Origin of the sequence: Flavobacterium sp., assembly GCF_044348915.1 — a bacterium.
In the GTDB taxonomy this organism is placed as follows: Bacteria; Bacteroidota; Bacteroidia; order Flavobacteriales; family Flavobacteriaceae; genus Flavobacterium.
In genome coordinates this window covers 15,686-36,982 of the sequence record NZ_JBIKRX010000014.1, presented here as the reverse complement: position 1 = coordinate 36,982, position 21,297 = coordinate 15,686, and the positions used below count along the sequence as shown (strand labels likewise).

Sequence of the window (21,297 nt, the reverse complement as noted above, 5' to 3'; positions counted from 1 at the left end):
ACCAGCCCTTTTTTAGACAAAGAATTCCAATATTTATAAAATATTATTCCAGGTGTTTTTGTCTTTCAATAACAATTCGCGCATAATTTGAATAGGAGGCATTCCGTTATCGAGCATTGCATCATTAAATTTTTGTAAGCTATAATTATCGCCTTCTTGTTTTTTGTAATCTTCCTGTAATTTCAAGATTTGTAATTTACCTAAAGTATAAAACAAATAACCGGGATCATAAGTGCCTCTCAAGGCTTCTTGACTTGAAGATTTTTCACCTTGATACCAGTTATTCATAAAGAATTTGGTAGCATCATCCACATTCATCCCGTAGCAATGTGTTTTGACCGACACACACAAACGACAAAGACGTAACAAGGCTTCGCCTGATTGTGCCATACGGTATTTGGCAGCTTTTATTGGGTCTCCAGAATTGCCAAATCCTGCGTCTAGCATCATTTTTTCGGTATAATGAGCCCAGCCTTCGATAAAGGCATAGCTACCAAAAATCTTCTGAATTTTTGAAGCATCTGAAGCATTCAAGTGCAAAAACTGAGTATAATGGCCCGGATAGGCTTCGTGCACAGACACCACATCAGTCGTATAGAAATTAAATTGTGCCAACCAATCTTCGGCCTGTTTTGGCGTCCATTTTGGATCAACGGGAGTAATGTAATAGTATGCTTCGGTAGCTTTGGTTTCAAAAGGACCAGGAGTATCCATCGATGCTGTGCTTGTTGCTCTGGCAAAAGCTGGAGTTTCTTCAAGCTTTACACGAACTTCTGAAGGGATAGTAATAATTTTATTGTCAATCAAAAACTGCCTAATGGCTTCTAGGTTTTTCTTAGAATCCGGAATCAAATTTGCTGCCGTTGGATGTTCCTTTTGCATATCATTGTAGACATCTATAGGCTTTTTGTTGGGGTTAATAATTTTTGCGGCAGCATTAAATGAAGCTTGTTCTTTTTGTAACTCTTTCATCCCAATGGCTAAAATTTCATCAGCTGACATTGTAATTCCTTCGTTATATAAGAGCATTTTTTGATAATTTTCTTTTCCAATGGCATATTCGTTATTGGCTTTAGGCAGTTTTTCTTTTTCTAAAAAGGAAACATATCCGTTTATGGCGTCAATCGCTTTTTTATTGGCACTATTGAAAGCCTTCATTAAAGAATCATTTTTTACGTCTTTTAACGCCACCAAAAGATCGTTCCCCAGGAAAGAAGCGGAACCTTTTGCAATTTCTATTGCTAATTGAATGTGCGGTAATGCTAATGAATCCTGCAAATTTGCCTTGGCATCTTCATATAACTTTGGCGCTTGGTTTTCAATGGCAATGATGGATTTAATTTGTTGTTCGAGAGGGGCAAAATTCCTTTTGATATAAATATTTACATCAATGGCTCCGGCATAAGTCATCGGATTTTTGGTGTAGACTGCCAGATTTTCAAAGTTGAGCAATTCCCTTTTGATATTAAAGCCCAACATTTTCCAATCATAAAAAGTTTTGGTGCTCAAAGAAGTGGAGTCTATTTCTGAAAGGTTTTTTTCATACTCTTTTAGTCTAGCTATTTCAGTCGCGATGGAAGCCTTGCTGTAATCAGTAATTTTACCATCATATTCGTGATACCCCAAATAAACCCCAGTTTGCGGACGCCAAGCAAGATACCCATCGATAAATTCATCAGATAGTTTTATAAAAGCCGCATCGCCCGAAGCGGAATTTTTATCATTTTTATTGCAGCTAATAAATGCAAAAGTGGAGACAAAAAGGAGGAGGATAATTTTTTTCATAGTTCAAAAGATGAATTGATTTGTAGAATAAAGTATAGGTTTTAGTAACATTAAACAGGATTTAAAATCAAAAGTAGGATTTAAACCAATAGGTTTCCGTTTTTATGTAACTTCTTTACCGCAGGTTCTTCAGCATATCGACCGTCATTGTTTCTAAATCGAACTCGTGCTGCCAGTCCCAGTCTTCTCTAGCTTTAGAATCATCGATACTTGCCGGCCAGCTATCGGCGATGGTTTGACGAAAATCGGGTTGATAGGAAATACTAAATTCAGGAATGTGTTTCTTGATTTCGGCAGCAATTTCGGTGGGAGTGAAACTCATTGCGGCCAAATTATAGGAAGAACGAATTTTAATTTTTTCTGATGGAGCTTGCATAATTTGTATCGTTGCAGCAATGGCATCATCCATATACATCATCGGCATTTTGGTTTCTGAAGATAAGAAACACTCGTATTTTCCATCGCTCAAAGCCTTATGATAAATATCTACAGCATAATCCGTAGTTCCGCCACCCGGAGGAGTCGACCAGCTGATTAATCCGGGATAACGAACGCTTCGCACGTCGACACCAAAATGCGTATGGTAATATTCGCACCATCTTTCGCCAGCTTGTTTGCTGATTCCGTAGACCGTTGAAGGTTCCATAATGGTATATTGCGGCGTGTTTTCTCGTGGCGTTGTAGGTCCGAAAACCGCAATACTCGAAGGCCAGAATATTTTTTTTATTTTCTTGGCTTTGGCCAAATTCAAAACGTGAAATAGCGAATTCATATTCAAATCCCAAGCAAAAGCTGGATTTTTTTCGGCTGTTGCCGATAGTAATGCGGCCATCAAATAAATGTCGGTGATGTGATGCACTTCGACAAGATGCTCAATTTGATTGAAATCCAAGGCATTTATGACTTCAAAAGTTCCCGAATTGACAACCTCATTATTCAATTTTCGAATATCGGAAGCAACGACATTTTCCGTGCCATATAATTTTCGAAGCTGATGTGTAAGTTCTGTTCCAATTTGCCCGCAAGCACCGATAATCAGTATTTTAGGATTCATAGATATAATTTTAAAAACACAAAGATAACGTTTTCGTAAACATCAAAAATTTCAATAATATGCATCAATTTTTGAAAATTAGCGCCAATAATTGCGCGTTATTTCATAATTTTTATTCTGAAAACGCAAGAAATTTATCGCTCAGATATTAGATTCTTATTCTATAGGTGCGAATTCGTATTTGTAAATTTACTTCGTAACTTTGCGACTTAACTGATCACGGATGAAATTTAAATATCTATATATCCTTTTGCTGGTTTTTGGTTTGTTTTCTTGTAAAGACGAGAACGAAAAACGTCAGGCAGAATCCATAAAAGACATTAAAAAGAAAGAAGTAATTTTTTCGAATATTGAAAAAGGTTGGGTTTTCAATGCCAAGCCTATCAATTCAACTGCCCAAGAGAAAACGGTATCTTGGAAAGAATGGCGGGCATTTTTGACAGATTTAGATCAAAAACCCAAGAAAACCATCGGCGCTTTCCAAAAAAAAGCAGCCGAACTCTCTAAAAAAGTAATGGCTTTGAATGAATTTTTACCTACTGAATTCAACAATCCACAGATGAAAAGTAGAATTAGCATCTTGATCACCAAGGTGCGAATGCTAGATTTGTACATTCATTTAAAAGACATTCCAGATCAAAAAGTAGTGGCGCTAATCCCCGAAATCAATACGCAATTGGTCGCTTTGCAAAACCAAATGGACAAAATTGTACAAAAAAGCAATATTCCTCTCGAAGAAGGAGAGTCGGAATTATTGAAAATGATAAAGGACACTGCCAGAGCCATTCCGAACACGCCACAACTAGACCCAAATACACCTCGCGTTGAGTAAAAAAAATCTATATACAATTTATGACAATTCGGCAAAAGTCAAGCAAATTGTCGATAGCTTACAGCAAGCCGACCTAAAAATTCAATTGAATGGATTGATAGGTTCGTCGCTTTCGTTTGTGGTGCAATCGCTTTTCAAAAAGACCGAAAAACCATTTTTATTGATTTTAAACGATAAGGAAGAAGCGGCCTATTATTTGAACGATTTGGAGCAAATGATTGGCGAAGAAGACGTGCTTTTTTATCCCGGTTCCTATCGACGTCCGTACCAAATTGAAGACACTGACAATGCCAATGTTTTGCGTCGCGCGGAAGTTTTGAACCGTATTAACTCACTCCAAAAACCTGCCGTTATCGTTAGCTATCCGGAGGCCCTTTTCGAAAAAGTGGTCACCCGAAAAGAATTGGATAAAAATACTTTGAAAGTGAGTGTTGGAGACCAAATTTCGATTGATTTTATCAACGAAGTTTTGTTCGAATACGAATTCAAAAGAGTCGATTTTATTACGGAACCCGGCGAATTTTCGGTTCGTGGTGGAATTGTCGACGTGTTTTCTTTTTCCAATGATAATCCATACCGAATTGAATTTTTCGGCAATGAAGTCGATAGCATTCGAAGTTTTGATGTAGAGACACAATTGTCTATCGAAAAGCAAAAGAAAATCACAATTATTCCCAATGTCGAGAATAAATTTTTTCAGGAAAATCGTGAAAGTTTTTTGGAATACATCAACAATCAAACGGTTTTATTTATTCAAGAGGGCGAAGGTTTATTCACAAAATTGGATCGACTTTTTGCGAAAGCAACAGAGATTTTCGAAAATCTAAATGCCACGGTAAATCACGTTGCGCCGAATCAATTATTTCTGAATCAGGCAGAATTCATCAAGAAAAGTTTGGATTTCTCGGTGGTTGAACTAAGTGCTAAAACTATTTATAAAACCAAAAAGACGTTTGAATTTCACATCAAACCGCAACCTTCGTTCAATAAGCAATTCGATTTATTGTTGAATAATTTGAATGACAACCATTTTAATGGGTACCAAAATTATTTGTTTTGTTCGAATGACGCTCAGGCAAAACGGTTTCACGATATTTTTGCATCAATAGACGAGGAAAACTCAGAAAATATCCGGAAGCAATACAATACCATTGTTTTGCCCATTTATCAGGGGTTTATTGACGAGGAAAACCAATTGGCCTGTTATACCGACCACCAAATTTTCGAACGTTATCATAAATTTAGCATCAAAAGCTCTGTTTCGAAGAAGCAAAATATTACTTTAAAAGAACTCACAACTTTGTCCGTTGGTGATTATGTAACCCATATCGATCACGGAATAGGACGGTTCGGCGGTTTACAAAAAATTCAGGTCGAAGGCAGAACTCAGGAAGCCATAAAATTAGTGTATGCCGATAATGATATTGTTTATGTGAGCATTCACTCGCTCTACAAAATTTCGAAATACAACGGAAAAGACGGAACGCCTCCCAAAATTTATAAAGTGGGTTCGAATGCTTGGAAGATTCTGAAGCAGAAAACCAAGGCGCGTGTTAAGCATATTGCATTCAATTTGATTCAATTGTACGCCAAGAGAAAATTAGAAAAAGGATTTCGTTTTGCGCCCGATAGCTATTTGCAAAACGAATTGGAAAGTTCTTTCATTTATGAGGATACTCCCGACCAAACCAAATCGACTGCCGAAGTCAAAGCCGATATGGAAAGCGACCGACCGATGGATCGCTTGGTTTGTGGAGACGTTGGTTTCGGAAAAACGGAGGTTGCGATTCGTGCTGCTTTTAAAGCTGTGGACAACTCCAAACAAGTCGCGATTTTGGTTCCCACAACGATTTTGGCTTACCAACATTATAGAACTTTTACCGAAAGACTAAAAGACATGCCTGTTTCTGTGGGTTATTTAAACCGTTTTAGAACCGCCAAACAAAAAGCAGAAACCCTAAAACAATTAGCCGAAGGAAAACTTGATATTGTCATTGGAACGCATCAATTGGTCAATAAAAATGTAGTTTTCAAAGACCTTGGATTGTTGATTGTGGATGAGGAACAAAAATTTGGCGTGAACGTCAAAGACAAACTCAAAACCATTGCTGCCAATGTCGATACCTTGACCTTAACAGCAACGCCCATTCCGAGAACTTTGCAGTTTTCGTTGATGGCAGCACGAGATTTATCTGTAATTACAACTCCTCCGCCCAATCGTTATCCTATCGAAACGAATGTAGTTGGGTTTAGCGAAGAAACGATTCGGGATGCTATTTCGTATGAAATTCAGCGCAACGGACAGGTTTTCTTCATCAATAACCGAATCGAAAATATCAAGGAAGTGGCTGGTATGATCCAACGTTTGGTTCCTGATGCAAGAGTGGGAATTGGTCACGGACAGATGGAAGGCAAAAAATTGGAGGAATTGATGTTGGCTTTTATGAACGGAGAATTCGATGTTTTGGTGGCCACAACCATTATCGAAAGCGGTTTGGATGTTCCAAATGCGAATACGATATTCATCAATAATGCCATTAATTTTGGACTGTCCGATTTGCATCAAATGCGCGGTCGTGTTGGGCGAAGCAATAAAAAAGCATTTTGTTATTTTATTTGTCCGCCCTACTCGGCGATGACGGATGATGCGCGAAAACGAATTCAGGCCTTGGAACAATTCTCTGAATTGGGAAGCGGTTTCAATATTGCGATGAAAGATTTGGAAATTCGCGGAGCAGGGGATTTATTGGGAGGCGAACAATCGGGTTTCATTAACGAAATTGGTTTTGACACCTATCAGAAAATAATGAACGAAGCTATCGATGAATTGAAGGAAAACGAATTCAAGGATTTGTATGAAAACGAAAACACAGGCGTTGAAAAAGAATACGTGAAAGACCTGCAAATTGACACCGATTTTGAGTTGTTATTCTCGGATGAATACATCAATAATGTTACCGAAAGATTAAGTTTGTATAACGAATTGGGCAATGTCACCAATGAGGAAGAGCTCGTTGCTTTTCAAAACAAACTAATTGACCGTTTTGGACCGATGCCGCCACGAGCCCTGGCTTTGATGAATAGTATTCGCATCAAATGGATTGCTACCAAAGTAGGAATCGAGAAATTGGTAATGAAAAAAGGCAAGATGATTGGCTATTTTGTATCCGATCAGCAATCCGATTTTTATACTTCCAACCGCTTTCATCAAGTAATTCAATTTGTGCAAAAGAACAGCAACATTTGTGTAATGAAAGAAAAGCAAACTCCAGCTGGTTTGAGACTTTTATTAACTTTTGATAATGTAAAAACTACTAGAAGGGCTTTGGAATTGATGGAGATGTTGGGGAGGTAAATTGTTTAAATTATTAAAGCTTCCAGCCTTTCAAAGGCTGGAAGCTTTGGAGAAAGTTTATTAATTCATCAAATAATTATATTCTTTCAATCTATCTACTTTTCTAATTTCAAATAAATCCTCGACATAATAGCCGTAATTCACTTTGATTTTTCCATCACTTATTTCAGTATATTCTTCAGGGAAATTTTCTTTCATTTGTTTAAAAAAAACATCTTCATATTCAAACTCAATTGGTGTAATGAAATTGATTTTGTCTGGTTTAAATAAGTCGGGAGAAATTGTATGAAATAGTCCTTTAGGTTTTAAGGGAGTTGCCCATTTTCCTTCTTTTGTCATATAAACGTCATCAAATAAATATTTTATCTGGATTAATTCTCCTTTGTATTCCAATATGTACAATAAACAATAATCATATTCTACAAAATTAGACTTAAATGGAATGTATTGTTGCCGGCGCGGAGAGGAATGTGTATAAGAAGTGAATTGAATGGTATTTTTTTTAAAACCACCATAGATGTTTTTTATAATTTCATATTTTGCTATTGCTCTAGAATCTAAAGCGCCCACATTACAATAACTTGATGGAGATTCCCAAACTTTGATTTTTTTGCCAATAAACACATAGAGCTTGGTTGGTTTTTCAGGATGAGCAGGCCAAACTTCGCAGGGTTCTAATTTTAACTTAAGATTAATTTTCTTCTTTTTTACTAAATCAGCAACCAAGTGTTTTTCAGTTGTATGATATGTAGATTCAAAAAACAGAGAGTCCGATAATTTAGCTTTTATTTCAAAATTCCCTAAACTATCAGTTTGTGTCCTATAATTTTTATTATTGAACAATTGATTAAACACTTCTGAGCGTTTACTCCACTCTAGATATGAAGGGTCTTTTCTGTTTTGAAATTTTGATTTTTCTTTCCAATTTACATATAAGGAATGATTGTGTTTCCTTTCTTTATTTATAGTATCATTTTTGATAATATAAACAACACGATCATTGAATTTCCCTGAATTAAAGGCTTTCCCTCTTACTACTATTTCTTGAGAAAAAACCATTTGAAATGTTAGTAAAAACAATAAAATATATCTTTTCATTTTTGGTTATTTAGAGCCTTAAATATAGGGCTTTTCTTTTTAATATTTGGAAAAGTAATAATCATTTTTATAGGATTTAGGCTTAAAAAATGAAACAGTTAGTTAAATTTTGGGATTTGTTTTTAAAAGCCAAGTCAAATGGATACATTTGTTAAACTAAACTTTTTAAGTTATGAATTTAGCCACCAGAAAATATAATTTCATTCAAGAGTTGACCACGATTGACGAAAGTTTGTTGGAAAAACTTGAAATTATTTTAAAAACCAGCAAAAAGGATTGGTTTGACGATTTAAGCTCAGAAGAGAAGAAAGAAATTGAAATCGGTTTAAAACAAGCAGAAAATGACGAATTTATTAGTCACGAAACTGTAATGAATAGATTTGCCAAAAGGCATTAAAAATCGAATGGACACCACAAGCCGATAAAGGTTTGGCAATTGTTATTGAATATTTAGAAGCAAAATGGACTTTTAGAGAAATTTTGCAATTGGAGGAGAACATTACCCAAGTTACCAACCAGATTGGCCTTTTTCCTGACTTATACCCAAAATCTGAAACCTACAAAAATCTTCACAAAGCTTTAGTTGATAAAAATAATTACTTGGTTTACAGAGTTAATTATAATAAACATTGTATTGAAATAATTAATTTTAGAGGTACAAAACAAAAACCAAAATATTAGAAAAATAAAAAAGCTTCCAGTCTTCTAAAAGGCTGGAAGCTTTAAAATTTATAGCAAGAAATACTAATTCTTCAAATCCTTAATTACTTTGAAAGCCACATCCACTTCGTCTTCGCTTACCAAAATGGTAAATTCGTTTGAAGTCGAAATCACTTCGTTGATGATAACACCTTCCCAAGCCAAACGTTGGAAAATGAAATAATATATTCCAGGAACAACGATATTTTCTTTTGGTAATTTTACCGTAATCGAAGCCAAGTTTTCCAGTTTTTGAATCAATTTTTCGTTGGCAAAATGCTTGTCAACCAAATGATTTACAGTGTTGCTTACCACAATATTGGTTTCGTTTACACCGCGTGAAGACGTATAAAAAATATCTGAAAAAGCATTGATGTCGGTAATTAAATCGGCTTGTTTGTTCAAAACAGTTTCCGATGCGGCAAATGTATAGTCGGTCAAAGAGGATCGAACAGTGATTTCGCCAATGTTTTTTATAACCTTATTGATTTTGTGGTTCAGTCTGAAATCCAACTCTTCGGTTAGTCTTTTTAGAGCCATTACAACGGCACCTTGTTTTACTTCCTTACCGAATTCCGGCTCTAATTCAACCATAATATTTCGGGACAATGAAGTCAGATTAATAATGCCAAGGGACAAAGCATTCAATAAAAATGGTTTTGTTTTGATGTAATTTTCTACAATTGAGGAAACGGTTTTCATAACTTTTTTTAAAAAGAATTAGTTACTCCTAGTAGGAGCTGTTTGTGATAATCTAACAAAATGATATGCAAAAATAGATAAAAAAACAATTTGTTACAAATTAAACAAATAAAAATTTAATTAAAAATGATAAAATGCATCTGTAAGATGTTCAACAGCAAAAGTTTTACCTTCTTTATGAATGGCAATGATGTCAAAACGCACCTCAATATCTAAGTCATTCAAAATTACGTATTCGTTTACGGCTTTGACCAAAAGTTGAATCTTTTTAGGTTTTACGAAGTCTTGTGGAAGGCCAAAATCGAGTGAGGAACGCGTTTTTACTTCGATAATGGCTAGTGTATTTTCTTTTTTAGCAATAATATCTACTTCGGCTTTTTGGAAAGTCCAATTGGTTTCTAGAATTGCATAACCGTTCTTTTGAAGGAATTCAACAGCCATTTCTTCACCTAGTTTTCCTAAATCATTGTGTTCGGCCATTTTTGAAAGTTAGAAGTTGGAGGTTAGAAGTTGGAAGTTATTCAAAAGTCAGTTTTGAAGTTTTTGTATTTAATTCTAATAAAACTTGTTTGCCAAAAATTAAGGCTCTGTTGTCACGAAAATGTCCTGCAGGGAAATTATACAGAATCGGAAATGAATAACCTTTAGTTACATCATCAATAATTTGGTTGGCATTTTTTCCCCAAGGAATTTCGTTGTCTCTCATTTTGGTCATTCCACCCACGATTAAACCTTTCAAATCATCAAAACAACCGCAACGTTTGAGACTCATCATCATTCTATCGATATGATACAAATATTCGTCGATGTCTTCTATGAAAAGAATTTTTCCTTTACAGTCGATTTGTGCATTCGAGCCCATCAAACTGTATAAAATCGATAGATTTCCGCCCACGATTTCACCTTTGGCTTTTCCTAATTTGTTGGCTGCATCAAAAGGAATTTCATATTTCAGGCTTTCGCCAAAAAGGGATTTTCGTAAAGTTTCGATAGTTTCAGGAGTCGCTTTTGCCACTGTTATCGGCATTGCGCCGTGAATTGTAGCAATGTTTAATTTGTTTAGATAACTATGAATAATGGTTACATCGCTAAAACCAAAGATCCATTTTGGGTTTTGTTTGAATTTTGTAAAATCCAACAAATCGATGATTCGAACCGTGCCGTAACCACCACGTACACACCAAATCGCTTTGATGTTGGGGTTGTCCATTTGTTCTTGCAAATCGGCTGCGCGCTGCTCATCGGTTCCTGCTAACTGATTATTGTCTAAGCCAATTGTTTTACCAATAACAACTTCTAATCCCCAACTGCGCATCAAATCTATGGCAGGTTTTAAATTGTCATCGGTATTTTTTCGGGCCGTTGCAAGAATGGCTATAGTATCTCCTTTTTTTAAACTTGGTGGAATGATCATAGGTGCTTGTGCTTGAATAATGAAAAATTGTAAAACAAAAATAAGCGTTAAAAGGGATTTAAAATTCTTTGCGCCCTTTTTAAAACAGTTTAGGTTTAGAATCATAATGGGTGTTGTTTCAACACAAATGTAAACAAAGAAAATCTAGGATTGAAATAATTTTGTAGGTAGAAGCATATCTCCAAACCAAGGTCTTTTTACTTTCATATAGCTGAGAATTGAGTTTAAGGCTTTAATTTACTGTGATGTCATCTATTTGCATTGTTGAGGTAACCTCCGGTCTGCCTGCTGTATTATATTCAAAAATAAAAAATCCGTTCCCATTTAAGTTGGCTGGAATGGTATAAAACCCACTACTGGTAAAATTTGAAGCATACCCTGATTTGGTGCCACTAGCAATGGTAAAGCTTGAAGTGATATCTACAAGTGTAGCTTTGCTGTAATCACTACCGGGAGTATAATCTCTAGAATAGAACACTTTAAAAACAGGCCCATTATAGAAACCGTCTTTGGTTTTGAATGATAATTTTTTTCCGGGAGTAAAAGTTATAGGCATTGCCAAATAGGCAATATTAGTGCCACCAGTATTGAAGGAACTCATTTGAATATATTTGTTGGAACGAAAACTTGCCACATTCCAATATTTCCCTCCTTTGAAAGCGTCATTTACATATTTAGGGTAGATGGAGCCTGTAGTTGATGTTGCATAACTTTCGAAGTTCTCTATAAAAGTTGGTACATATTGTATGCTATTCCCAACTATTGGAAGATGATAATCGATTCTTTTATTCTCCATTTTAACGTCACGCTCTGTTCTCAAGATGATTTGATAAGTAGAGTTGTATCTAGTCAATACGCCACGGATCTTTCCTCTGTTTTCAGACATTTTGTATCCGGCAAAATTTGCATAACGGGAGGTTCTTACAGTAAAATTGCTAGTCCCGGTTTGGGTTATAAAACTGCTCGAATCGTAGTCATCTGTTCGTACTAAGTCAAAGGTTTCGCTAGCGGACTCTCCAATAAACTGCACATCATCGAATTCAACCAAAGTATTCAAATACGTGTCGCTCACTTGCGCTAAAGTAATTTTACGAACAATTGCATCTTCACTCACCGCATCGCAAGAAGGAATGAGGTGTTTTGGATATTCGAGAGTTGGCAGTCGGTTGACCGCATATTGTTCTGTTGGAGGAGCGCCAAAGATTAAACCCCTTGCAAAACTAGATGGGTTAGCATAAGCCAAACCTTTCAGTTTTAAAAAGACCTTTTTCCCAGGTTTAAAATTTTTGGTATACATATTTACCTCATCAACTGATAAGTTGTAACCTTTGGAGCCATCTATGGCTTGAACATAAAAGCTTTTATAAAAATTCCCACCTTCGTCGCTCGAAATTATATATCCTTCGATAATGTCATCTGTAGTATAGGTCGGTGTGTTCGGAACTACACTAGGAGGCGTTGCAACTGGGTTTTTGGCCACGGCGTAAATATCGGCGATCGATTTAGTTTTTGTCAAACCGGGATCTACACAGCCTCCGAATTTTGGAGTATCGTAAGTGTCATCCACACAGCTAGATAAGAAGAAGATTGCCATTAAAATGATGAAGCTGTTTTTAATTGTATTTCTCATAACAATCAATTGATTAGAAGTTTAAATAAATATTTACCATAAATGTTCTTCCGTACCCGTAGAAATATTTTGGGCCAAAAGAGCGAGTTGGGCCAGTATGGTCTTTATATAATTCGCTATACGATGCATTTCTTGCTTGTTCGAATCCACCCGTTTTATATTGAATGTCGAATACATTGTTCACGTTGGCAAACAAGCCTAAAGTTTTTTCTTTAATTCTCCACGTTTTCCCTCCGACAAGATTCACCAATGCGAAGGCATCGAATTTTTCTTGAGCCAAATAACTCGCTGACAATGCTGCATCATAAGGGAAATTGGCTTCATCTGAATTACTGATAAATTGAGTTGTTCTTAGTAGTGGTGCGACATCTAAATAATTATTAGACAAATAATTTACATTAGCACTAATCCACCAAAATTTCGGATCGCGATATTCAAGTCCTGCAGAATAAGCTTGTTGAGGCATTCCGGCGATTTTATATCCTTCCATATTTGCTGGACCATTGAAAATAGCATCGGTTACTCCGTCGGCGTTTATTACTAGATTGGGGTTATTGGTATATTGGTAATCTCCATAAGCAGCGACAGCGGTAGCTTTTAAGGTAGAAGTAAATTGGTATTCTATCCCAGCTTCAATTCCTTTGTTTCTTTTGTTTTGACCTGAAACTACTTCCGAAACAAATTCGCCATTTCCTACACTGATATTATCAGCATAATAAAACGTAATATCGGTGGTGTTTTCGGTTTCGTTGAAGTAGGCTGTAAAACGCGCTTTTAGGTTGGGCATTCTAATGATATAACTTGCGTCAACACTATTGATGTTTTCGTTTTTGATGTTGTCTGTTACTCTATTATTCAAACGAGCATTAGGAAAAACATCTTTGTGATTGGGAGCTTTTGTCATATAAACTGCATTGACATCAAAGTAATGTTGTCCTGTAATTTTATAAGTTGCTCCTCCTTTGAAACCAAAATTATCAAAGTCCATTTTTTGGCTTTTTCCTAACGAGTTATCTGGATAATATCCATTTTTATATAGACCGTCTCTCTGATAACTGCTTTTAGAAAAAGATTGTCCTAGATAGAAATCTATTTTGTCATAAGTAAATTTGAATTGTGTAAAAGCTTCTAATCGTGCTGCATCGATTATGTAATTGTAGCCATATTTATCTCCTACGCCTACGGTTCTGTTAGGATTATTTAAATCTGATTGTTCTTCACCTGGAAAAGTACCAAAAGTGTTGATGTCATTATAATAAGTTCCTCCTAAAAGATCGATTAAGTTTTTGAAATTGGATGATTTAGTTTTGGTAAAACTGGCTCCGGCATTCAGCACGATATCATCGGCTAACTGTGATGAAAGGATGGTGTTGGCAACCATAGTTTTGTCATCGGTTCTGTCTTCATATAAAACATAACGGCTTCCGTTGGATAAGTTTTCATCATTGATGCGGTACAAAGCTGTCCAATCCATTTGTGGTTGTGCTAGGAAAGTCGTTTTGGCTTGTTCAGCTCCTGTATAGTCTGGTGTATAAGTAGCCACATCATTGCTGTAGGTATAGAGTGTAGTGTAATAACTCGGTAATTTTTTGTAGTAGTTTGGATCTGGGTTGTCCGCTTTTTGAAAATCGATTCGGCTGTTTCCGATTGCACCAAATTGGTACGAAAGATTGGTGTGAATTTTAGTTTTCGAATTAATTTTCCAATAATGGCTTAAAGTAAAAATGGGTTCTTCGACATCTTTTACTCTCGAATTTCTTTTTTCTCCTTCTTGATCACCCCAATACGAATTGTATTTAAAGTTTTTCAAATCGGCAACTTCTTGAGTGTTTGGCGAATTTTTCCCTCTTCGGTTTTGTGCGTAAATGGCGGTAAAGTTCAGGCTATGGTTGTTACTTAGCTTCTTTTCGATACTTGCAAACAGTGAGTTTGCAGCATAATTAGTGCCGTCGAAATAACCATTTTGGGCCCAGCGTCGGCTGCCTGAAACCACAAACGCCCAGCCATTTTTGTTCAGGCCTGAAGCGTAGGTTGCCATTGCTCTAAAGCTGTAATTGGTATTGGTACTCAAAAACGAAATTCTACTGCCTGGTCTGTAAACCGAGGCTCTGGTAGTAATATATTGAGTGCCCGCAATTCCTCCGAAAGTATAATCGGATGGAGCAGAGCCATTGGTAAATTCTTGATTTCTTGTAGCATCATTTAGACCGCCCCAGTTACTATATTGCGGTCTTCCGTCTGAAAAGCGATTCATCGAAACACCGTTGATAAGGATAGTGGAATATTCATTGTCGATACCACGGACGCTAAATCTGGCTTGTCCGAAACTGAAAGCTGCTGCCTGTAAAAACACATCTCTAGATGCCTGAAGCAATCCCGCAGTACTTTCGGAACCACTGTTGTCATCACTCAAATCATTGTCGGTAATTGTAATCAACGTCAATTGTTGCTCGGCAGTAATGTCTTCTTCTAAATAAATAGTGCCTATGTCCAGCGTTTTTTCTTCTTTAATTTCAATTTGAAGTAAATGTTCTTTGTAGCCAATTGTTCTAATCCGGATGAATTGATTCCCGACCTCTATTTGGTCAAAAGAAAACTTTCCTTTGCTGTCTGAAAGTTGCATTAAATTGGTGTTTTGAATCGATACAATCACACTTTGCATCGGGTTTTGTGTTTTCGAATCGACCACTTTACCGGTAAGTTTGGACGTTGTTTGCCCAATGGTGAAAACGGTGTTAAATACAAATATTGTACTCAAAATGATTTTTTTCATAGTATCCATCGTTATAAAACAATTAGCGCAGAATAATAATTTTACCTTGTACTAAGCTAAATTTGTAATTTTATTGATTATTTTTGTAGCTAATATTGTGTTATATTGTGTTGAAAATTAGTAAATTAATTATGAAAAGTAAAATTATTATCACTGTTTTACTAGTATCCTTTTTTTTGAATCAGGCTATTGCTCAACACAAAAAGTATACCTTACGAACTATTGCATTTTATAATTTCGAAAATTTATTTGACACTATAAATAACCCAAATTATGACGAGGAATGGACCCCTAAAGGGCTTCAGGGGTGGACTTCAGAAAAATACAAGCAAAAACTAGAAAATCTCTCCAAAGTCATTGCGCAAATTGGGACTAATGAGACGCAAAAAGAAGCTCCTACACTACTAGGGTGCTGTGAGATCGAAAACCGTGGGGTTCTTGAAGACTTGGTAAAACAATCTAACCTTTTAAAAGACGATTATGGAATCGTACATTTTGATTCCCCTGACAAAAGAGGAATAGATGTAGGACTTTTGTATAAAAAGAAATATTTCAAACCTACCAGTTATACCAATATTCCGCTGATTATTTATCGTGGAAATAGTGAGGTAATGGAGAAAGATACCGATGAAGATAAAGTCGAAAATGACAAAATAGAAGTTGCCACTAATAATCGTATTTACACCAGAGACATTCTTTTAGTAACTGGTTTTCTAGATGGAGAGGAAGTCAACGTGATGGTCAATCACTGGCCTTCTCGTTCGGGAGGTGAGAAAAAAAGCAGCCCATTTCGTGAGGCAGCAGGGCGATTAGCAAAGAAGGTAATGGACTCCATTTACAAAGTAAATCCAAAGGCAAAAATCATTTTAATGGGCGATTTGAATGATGGAACGTATAACAAAAGCGTAAAAGTATGCGTCGGAGCAAAACTGAAAAAATCCGAAGTACAAGAATTTGGAGTTTACAACCCTTTCGAGCAGATGGCCAAAGACGGAAATGCTACTTTATTTTATAGAGATTCAGGGGATATTTTCGACCAAATAATGGTGTCCGAAACCTTAATTCAAGAGGACCATTCTACTTATCAATATTGGAAAGCAGGCATTTACAACAAGCCCTTTATGATCGAAAAATTTGGCAGATACACCGGATATCCTTTACGCCATTCCGAAAACGAAATTGGCTATAGCGATCACTTTCCGGTCTATATTTATTTGGTCAAAGAGGTAAAATAATGGTAGTCTTACCCACAGAAGGAACCAATTGAAATTTCCACGAATTTAGCTGTATATTTTCAGGAGCTAGTTCCCGCTTTCCGTTTCAACCTTGTTCCATAAAGGCTATTTTTCTAAGACAAAAAAGGAGCTTCCTGCGGTCGCTCTTTTTTGCCTAGAAAAAATTAGCCTTTCTGCTCACAAGGGTTTCCACTATAATCGGGGCTAGAAAACAAATCAAAATTTGAATTATTTAGAAAATTTCATTCGAATACAATATATTTGTAAATAATATAACAATTCTAACCCATAAAGTTACAATGATAACATCAGCCAATTCATTCGGACTAGAGTCATCCCTAAAACAATTAGGAATCGAAGCCCTAAACCAAGGAACTTCAACAGGAGTAAACCATTTTGCCAACGGAGAAATCCTTGAAAGTCATTCGCCAGTCGACGGACAATTAATCGCATCTGTAAAAACCACATCAGCTGCTGATTATGAAAAAGTAATGCAAACTGCCAGCGAAGCTTTTAAAACATTCCGATTAATGCCTGCACCACAACGAGGTGAAATTGTGCGTCAATTTGGAGATAAATTAAGAAAAAATAAAGAAGCTTTAGGCAAACTGGTTTCCTACGAAATGGGGAAATCATTGCAAGAAGGCTATGGTGAGGTTCAGGAAATGATTGATATCTGTGATTTTGCCGTGGGACTTTCGCGTCAATTGCACGGACTAACTATGCATTCAGAACGTCCAGGACACAGGATGTACGAACAATATCATCCAATGGGAATCGTCGGAATCATTTCGGCTTTTAATTTTCCCGTTGCGGTTTGGGCTTGGAATACGGCATTGGCTTGGATTTGTGGCGATGTTTGCGTTTGGAAACCATCCGAAAAAACACCTCTTTGTGGGATAGCTTGTCAAAACATTATCGCCGAAGTTATTAAAGACAATAATTTGCCGGAAGGAATTTCTTGTTTGATTAATGGAGATTATAAAGTGGGAGAATTAATGACAAACGACAAGCGTGTTCCGTTGATTTCGGCTACAGGTTCTACCCGAATGGGTAAAATCGTGGCACAAACCGTGGCAGCTCGTTTAGGAAAAACATTACTAGAATTGGGAGGGAATAATGCCATAATTGTAACTCCAGATGCCGATATAAAAATGACTGTCATCGGAGCCGTTTTCGGAGCCGTAGGAACTGCTGGACAACGTTGCACTTCGACCAGACGTTTAATTATTCACGAAAGTATTTATGACAAAGTAAAAGAAGCTATAGTTTCGGCTTACGGCCAATTGAAAATAGGAAATCCATTAGACGAAAATAATCACGTTGGTCCACTAATCGACAAACAAGCTGTCTCAATGTACACCAATGCACTGACTAAAGTAGTCGCCCAAGGCGGAAAACTACTTGTAGCGGGAGGAGTACTTTCTGGCGAGGGATACGAAAGTGGTTGTTATGTAAAACCAGCTATCGCCGAAGCTGATAATGCTTTCGAAATTGTGCAACACGAAACCTTTGCCCCTGTTTTATATTTATTAAAATATTCGGGCACGGTAGCCAATGCAATCGAAATTCAAAACGGAGTTGCTCAGGGACTTTCATCAGCCATTATGACCAACAATCTTCGCGAAGCCGAATTGTTCTTATCGGTTGCCGGTTCCGATTGTGGGATTGCCAATGTCAATATTGGAACTTCAGGTGCAGAAATAGGTGGTGCCTTTGGAGGAGAAAAAGAAACAGGAGGCGGACGCGAATCCGGTTCCGATGCTTGGAAAATCTATATGCGTCGTCAAACCAATACCATCAATTACACTACGAGTTTACCCTTGGCACAAGGAATTAAATTTGATTTATAACCGCATCGATTAATGCTAAATTGGCACACAGATGACGCGGATTAAGCCGATGAATGCAGATTAAAAAAGGTTTAAGATGTGTAACTTTAGATTATGGAGTGTTCTAAAAAAAAACAGCGATAATCAGTTCAATCCGCGTCATCCGCGTGCCATTTAAAGCCAACTGATAAACACTAATTGAACTTAGGTTTGTAAAAAAATATATCCATTAAAAAAGCGGCAAGATTTTCATCAAGCCGCTTTTTATTTGTTTTGAATTGACTAATCTAAATTGAAGGAAGCACCAATATTAAAAGTCGATCCGTTATTGTATTTTGACATAGCATCAGTATCATATTTCGCAAACGGAACAGAAAATTCAGTAAATATTCCAAAACCATTCGAGAAGAAATATCGTGCTCCAAGATGTCCACCAAAGTTTTTCAAACCTATATTCAAACCTGGATAAACGTCAAATTTTGGTGAAATATTCAATACACTTCCTAAATTGGCATTGAATCTTGCTTTAGCATCAAAACGATATTCAGCATCAACATTATTGATATCGCTACCTCCTAACAAATAGCTAGCAAGAACCCCAATAGAGAAATTTTCTCCTAATCCGAAATCTGTCGAGGCCAAAATACCTGTCCCTCCATTTTGAATCGTCATACCGATATTTAGTTTTGTATCTCCTTTTCCTTTAAAAGCCTGGGCATTCACCATAAAAATGGTGCCTAATAATACGATTGTAAAAATCTTTTTCATTTGTTAATTTTATTGTTTTTTAATTGTCAAATGTAATTCGCATATAATCATTGATGCTTGCGATCAATTATCGATTATGCCCATTTCATTGTTTTATTTTTTTTGCAAATATAGTATTTAATTTCTCCCTTTTTCAGTCGGATATAAACTAGGTAATGGTTCGCTTTGCCAGAATTCTTTGGTGTCCACATCCATAATGGTTAGAGGCCCTTTGAAAGCGGCTCCTGTATCTACATTCCAAACATTGGCCATTTGCACTGGAACAGTTTGGTCAATTCTAGAAACCGGTGTGTGACCAATGAAAATTTCTTGGTATAAAGTCAGTCGTTTGGGATACAATACATCATCCTTTCTCATTTTTTTATCCAATGACATAGCGGTTTCCCACAATGTTCTATCCCAATAAAACAACCTCGGGAAATATTCATAATCAACACCATTAAGGTTAGTAAAGCCAGCGTGAATAAACAAGCGATTGTGTTCGTCGATATGAAAATTTTGTAACGATTGTATGAATTCGATATGTTGTTTGATCGTTTCAGAGCTTACAGCACTATAAGCCAAAACCGTCGCTTCTCCACCGTGTTGGTACCAAAGTTTATTGTCTTTAGTCTTAGTGAGCCAATCCAACAGTAGTTCATCGTGGTTGCCAAGAATGAAGATGCAATTGTGCGTCGTTTTTAGTTCGATCAAATAGTCTATAACTTGGGGCGATTGGCTCCAGCCATCCACAAAATCACCCAGAAAAATCAAGGTGTCTTTTGGAGTAACTTGGGCTCTTTCCATAATTTGGTGCAGCGCCCGCAAACCCCCGTGAATGTCGCCTATAACTAGTGTTCTCATTTTATTTGTTATTTACCGCAAATTTGCAAATTATTTAATGATTCAAAGTATTTAATTCACAAGTAGAGAGGTGACGACTTAGAGTACTGATTTTCGGTTAATTTTTCACTGCACATCATACTTCATTTTTCTCAAAATTCGCAAGGCTTCTTTAAACGACAAATATACGTAAGCAAAAGGCTTCAAAAGTAGTTTGACATCAATCAGTTTTTGCTTGGCATCGTCAAATCCGTTCAGGTAACAAATCATAAAGGTCGATGGGAGATTCTCTAAATCTTTCTGTTCTCGCTCGTTTAACGAAAGGCCTTTTTGGAGTTTATCTAGCAAAGAAATATTCGAATTGTAAATATGAAACAACATTTTTCGATTGAATTCTGGCGGCTGAAAAAGGAATTCTCGTTCAATTTTATAGTATCCATTGTCGTGAAAATGAATCGTTTGTTTTTCTAAAGGATAAAAGCTGGTTTTGTCATTCAACCCCAGAGGGACATATTCCAAAATCGTAAAAGTATCGTCGTCAAAAGTAATCGTCACCACATCCTGAGCCGAATAAAACAACTTGATTTGCTCGTTGATGAGTTCGATGTCAACTCGGGAAAGATAAGTAGTTTCTCGGTATTTTTTTGGTACTCCAGCCCAGCAAATGACAAATAATTCCTTGAAAACCTTATATTTTGGTGCCATATCCTTGTGCCGAAAATTCATAAAATCGATGACACCATCGAGCGTGTAACCAATACTATTTCTGGAATTATTTTCGATACCAATGACGGTTTCGGTGTTTTGATAATTTTTTTCAACTTCTTCTTCAACTGGAACGGTGTTACTGCCGCGGCGAATAAAAACGCTGTTAACGGGAATGGTGTGAATGCCTTTTTTGAAATGCGAAGTTTTACTTTTGGCTTTAATCGTTACCAATCCGACCACTTTGTCTTTGGGCAAATTGGGAAAAGGCACATTCTCATATTGAATTTTCGGTGGATTTTCGAGATACGCATTGACCAAATTCTGAATTCGACTGTCGTCAAAAAAATCATCGCCCACAATTTCGTTTTCCTGATCTTCGACACCCACAACGATATAGGAATTATTGGCGGGATTCGAATTGGATAAGGCGCAAATGTGTTTCAAAAACTTGGCTTTTCCTTCACGCGAATGTAAATTCAACTGGCGTTTTTTGTCATAAAAACTACTCTCATCATTGTGAGCCAATAGATTTTTGATAAGAAGCCGTTTGTTAATCATTTTTTAAAAATAAAAAAGAGCAATGTTAAAAT

Annotated in this window: 17 protein-coding genes; 6 read left to right on the top strand and 11 right to left on the bottom strand. The window is 36.5% G+C overall.

Annotation, left to right across the window (positions count from 1 at the left end):
* Positions 1–33: 33 nt before the first annotated feature.
* Positions 34–1,785, bottom strand: coding sequence for a DUF885 domain-containing protein (locus tag ACIQ1E_RS04225; protein WP_396168978.1), 1,752 nt, complete (start codon positions 1,783–1,785; stop codon positions 34–36).
* 115 nt (positions 1,786–1,900) lie between these two features.
* Positions 1,901–2,839: an L-threonine 3-dehydrogenase gene (locus ACIQ1E_RS04220; RefSeq protein WP_396168976.1), complete on the bottom strand. Its 939-nt coding sequence runs from the start codon at positions 2,837–2,839 to the stop codon at positions 1,901–1,903.
* A gap of 223 nt (positions 2,840–3,062) precedes the next feature.
* On the opposite strand from ACIQ1E_RS04220, the gene ACIQ1E_RS04215 reads away from it, so the two are divergent.
* Positions 3,063–3,671: a hypothetical protein gene (locus ACIQ1E_RS04215; RefSeq protein ID WP_396168975.1), complete on the top strand. Its 609-nt coding sequence runs from the start codon at positions 3,063–3,065 to the stop codon at positions 3,669–3,671.
* Positions 3,664–7,026 (top strand): transcription-repair coupling factor, encoded by a 3,363-nt coding sequence (gene mfd / locus ACIQ1E_RS04210; RefSeq protein ID WP_396168973.1) that lies wholly within the window; start codon positions 3,664–3,666, stop codon positions 7,024–7,026. Before ACIQ1E_RS04215 ends, mfd begins: the two co-directional genes overlap by 8 nt.
* Before the next feature lie 60 nt (positions 7,027–7,086).
* Here the strand turns inward: mfd and ACIQ1E_RS04205 are convergent, their stop codons facing one another.
* Positions 7,087–8,124, bottom strand: a complete 1,038-nt coding sequence (locus tag ACIQ1E_RS04205) for a hypothetical protein (protein ID WP_396168971.1) — start codon at positions 8,122–8,124, stop codon at positions 7,087–7,089.
* A gap of 172 nt (positions 8,125–8,296) precedes the next feature.
* Between ACIQ1E_RS04205 and ACIQ1E_RS04200 the strand changes: the two genes are divergently transcribed.
* Both ACIQ1E_RS04200 and ACIQ1E_RS04195 read left to right on the top strand, forming a co-directional pair.
* Complete coding sequence (locus ACIQ1E_RS04200; RefSeq protein WP_396168969.1) at positions 8,297–8,521, top strand: hypothetical protein; 225 nt, start codon at positions 8,297–8,299, stop codon at positions 8,519–8,521.
* A 32-nt stretch (positions 8,522–8,553) separates the two neighbouring features.
* Positions 8,554–8,805: a type II toxin-antitoxin system RelE/ParE family toxin gene (locus ACIQ1E_RS04195; protein ID WP_396168967.1), complete on the top strand. Its 252-nt coding sequence runs from the start codon at positions 8,554–8,556 to the stop codon at positions 8,803–8,805.
* Between the two features lie 63 nt (positions 8,806–8,868).
* On the opposite strand, the gene ACIQ1E_RS04190 is transcribed toward ACIQ1E_RS04195, so the two are convergent.
* From ACIQ1E_RS04190 to ACIQ1E_RS04170, 5 genes are all read right to left on the bottom strand, one after another.
* Positions 8,869–9,525, bottom strand: a complete 657-nt coding sequence (locus ACIQ1E_RS04190) for an aspartate kinase (RefSeq protein WP_396168966.1) — start codon at positions 9,523–9,525, stop codon at positions 8,869–8,871.
* Positions 9,526–9,645: 120 nt separating this feature from the next.
* Positions 9,646–10,005, bottom strand: a complete 360-nt coding sequence (locus tag ACIQ1E_RS04185; RefSeq protein ID WP_396168964.1) for a YraN family protein — start codon at positions 10,003–10,005, stop codon at positions 9,646–9,648.
* Between the two features lie 37 nt (positions 10,006–10,042).
* Complete coding sequence (locus ACIQ1E_RS04180) at positions 10,043–10,939, bottom strand: LD-carboxypeptidase (RefSeq protein ID WP_396168962.1); 897 nt, start codon at positions 10,937–10,939, stop codon at positions 10,043–10,045.
* 232 nt (positions 10,940–11,171) lie between these two features.
* Positions 11,172–12,569 (bottom strand): DUF5689 domain-containing protein, encoded by a 1,398-nt coding sequence (locus tag ACIQ1E_RS04175; protein WP_396168960.1) that lies wholly within the window; start codon positions 12,567–12,569, stop codon positions 11,172–11,174.
* 13 nt (positions 12,570–12,582) lie between these two features.
* Positions 12,583–15,342 carry a carboxypeptidase-like regulatory domain-containing protein gene (locus ACIQ1E_RS04170; RefSeq protein ID WP_396168959.1) on the bottom strand — a complete coding sequence of 920 codons (2,760 nt, stop codon included), beginning with the start codon at positions 15,340–15,342 and terminating at the stop codon, positions 12,583–12,585.
* Positions 15,343–15,473: 131 nt separating this feature from the next.
* Here ACIQ1E_RS04170 and ACIQ1E_RS04165 point away from each other — a divergent pair, with 131 nt between their 5' ends.
* On the top strand, positions 15,474–16,577 hold the full coding sequence (locus tag ACIQ1E_RS04165) for an endonuclease/exonuclease/phosphatase family protein (RefSeq protein ID WP_396168958.1): 1,104 nt from the start codon (positions 15,474–15,476) through the stop codon (positions 16,575–16,577).
* A gap of 299 nt (positions 16,578–16,876) precedes the next feature.
* The gene (locus ACIQ1E_RS04160) at positions 16,877–18,430 is read left to right on the top strand and encodes an aldehyde dehydrogenase family protein (protein WP_396168956.1); all 1,554 of its coding nucleotides are present in this window, start codon (positions 16,877–16,879) and stop codon (positions 18,428–18,430) included.
* Positions 18,431–18,691: 261 nt separating this feature from the next.
* Here ACIQ1E_RS04160 and ACIQ1E_RS04155 read toward each other — a convergent pair whose 3' ends face one another.
* From ACIQ1E_RS04155 to ACIQ1E_RS04145, 3 genes are all read right to left on the bottom strand, one after another.
* On the bottom strand, positions 18,692–19,177 hold the full coding sequence (locus ACIQ1E_RS04155; protein ID WP_396168955.1) for a DUF6646 family protein: 486 nt from the start codon (positions 19,175–19,177) through the stop codon (positions 18,692–18,694).
* A 117-nt stretch (positions 19,178–19,294) separates the two neighbouring features.
* The gene (locus ACIQ1E_RS04150; RefSeq protein WP_396168954.1) at positions 19,295–20,020 is read right to left on the bottom strand and encodes a metallophosphoesterase family protein; all 726 of its coding nucleotides are present in this window, start codon (positions 20,018–20,020) and stop codon (positions 19,295–19,297) included.
* A gap of 105 nt (positions 20,021–20,125) precedes the next feature.
* Positions 20,126–21,265 carry an ATP-binding protein gene (locus tag ACIQ1E_RS04145; protein ID WP_396168952.1) on the bottom strand — a complete coding sequence of 380 codons (1,140 nt, stop codon included), beginning with the start codon at positions 21,263–21,265 and terminating at the stop codon, positions 20,126–20,128.
* Positions 21,266–21,297: the final 32 nt, after the last annotated feature.

What these genes read in the sequence shown, in the direction of transcription:
- ACIQ1E_RS04225 (WP_396168978.1), bottom strand. Translation starts at nt 1,785, where the DNA reads ATGAAAAAAATTATCCTCCTCCTTTTTGTCTCCACTTTTGCATTTATT.
- ACIQ1E_RS04220 (WP_396168976.1), bottom strand. Translation starts at nt 2,839, where the DNA reads ATGAATCCTAAAATACTGATTATCGGTGCTTGCGGGCAAATTGGAACA.
- ACIQ1E_RS04215 (WP_396168975.1), top strand. Translation starts at nt 3,063, where the DNA reads ATGAAATTTAAATATCTATATATCCTTTTGCTGGTTTTTGGTTTGTTT.
- ACIQ1E_RS04205 (WP_396168971.1), bottom strand. Translation starts at nt 8,124, where the DNA reads ATGAAAAGATATATTTTATTGTTTTTACTAACATTTCAAATGGTTTTT.
- ACIQ1E_RS04200 (WP_396168969.1), top strand. Translation starts at nt 8,297, where the DNA reads ATGAATTTAGCCACCAGAAAATATAATTTCATTCAAGAGTTGACCACG.
- ACIQ1E_RS04190 (WP_396168966.1), bottom strand. Translation starts at nt 9,525, where the DNA reads ATGAAAACCGTTTCCTCAATTGTAGAAAATTACATCAAAACAAAACCA.
- ACIQ1E_RS04185 (WP_396168964.1), bottom strand. Translation starts at nt 10,005, where the DNA reads ATGGCCGAACACAATGATTTAGGAAAACTAGGTGAAGAAATGGCTGTT.
- ACIQ1E_RS04180 (WP_396168962.1), bottom strand. Translation starts at nt 10,939, where the DNA reads ATGATCATTCCACCAAGTTTAAAAAAAGGAGATACTATAGCCATTCTT.
- ACIQ1E_RS04175 (WP_396168960.1), bottom strand. Translation starts at nt 12,569, where the DNA reads ATGAGAAATACAATTAAAAACAGCTTCATCATTTTAATGGCAATCTTC.
- ACIQ1E_RS04170 (WP_396168959.1), bottom strand. Translation starts at nt 15,342, where the DNA reads ATGAAAAAAATCATTTTGAGTACAATATTTGTATTTAACACCGTTTTC.
- ACIQ1E_RS04165 (WP_396168958.1), top strand. Translation starts at nt 15,474, where the DNA reads ATGAAAAGTAAAATTATTATCACTGTTTTACTAGTATCCTTTTTTTTG.
- ACIQ1E_RS04160 (WP_396168956.1), top strand. Translation starts at nt 16,877, where the DNA reads ATGATAACATCAGCCAATTCATTCGGACTAGAGTCATCCCTAAAACAA.
- ACIQ1E_RS04155 (WP_396168955.1), bottom strand. Translation starts at nt 19,177, where the DNA reads ATGAAAAAGATTTTTACAATCGTATTATTAGGCACCATTTTTATGGTG.
- ACIQ1E_RS04150 (WP_396168954.1), bottom strand. Translation starts at nt 20,020, where the DNA reads ATGAGAACACTAGTTATAGGCGACATTCACGGGGGTTTGCGGGCGCTG.
- ACIQ1E_RS04145 (WP_396168952.1), bottom strand. Translation starts at nt 21,265, where the DNA reads ATGATTAACAAACGGCTTCTTATCAAAAATCTATTGGCTCACAATGAT.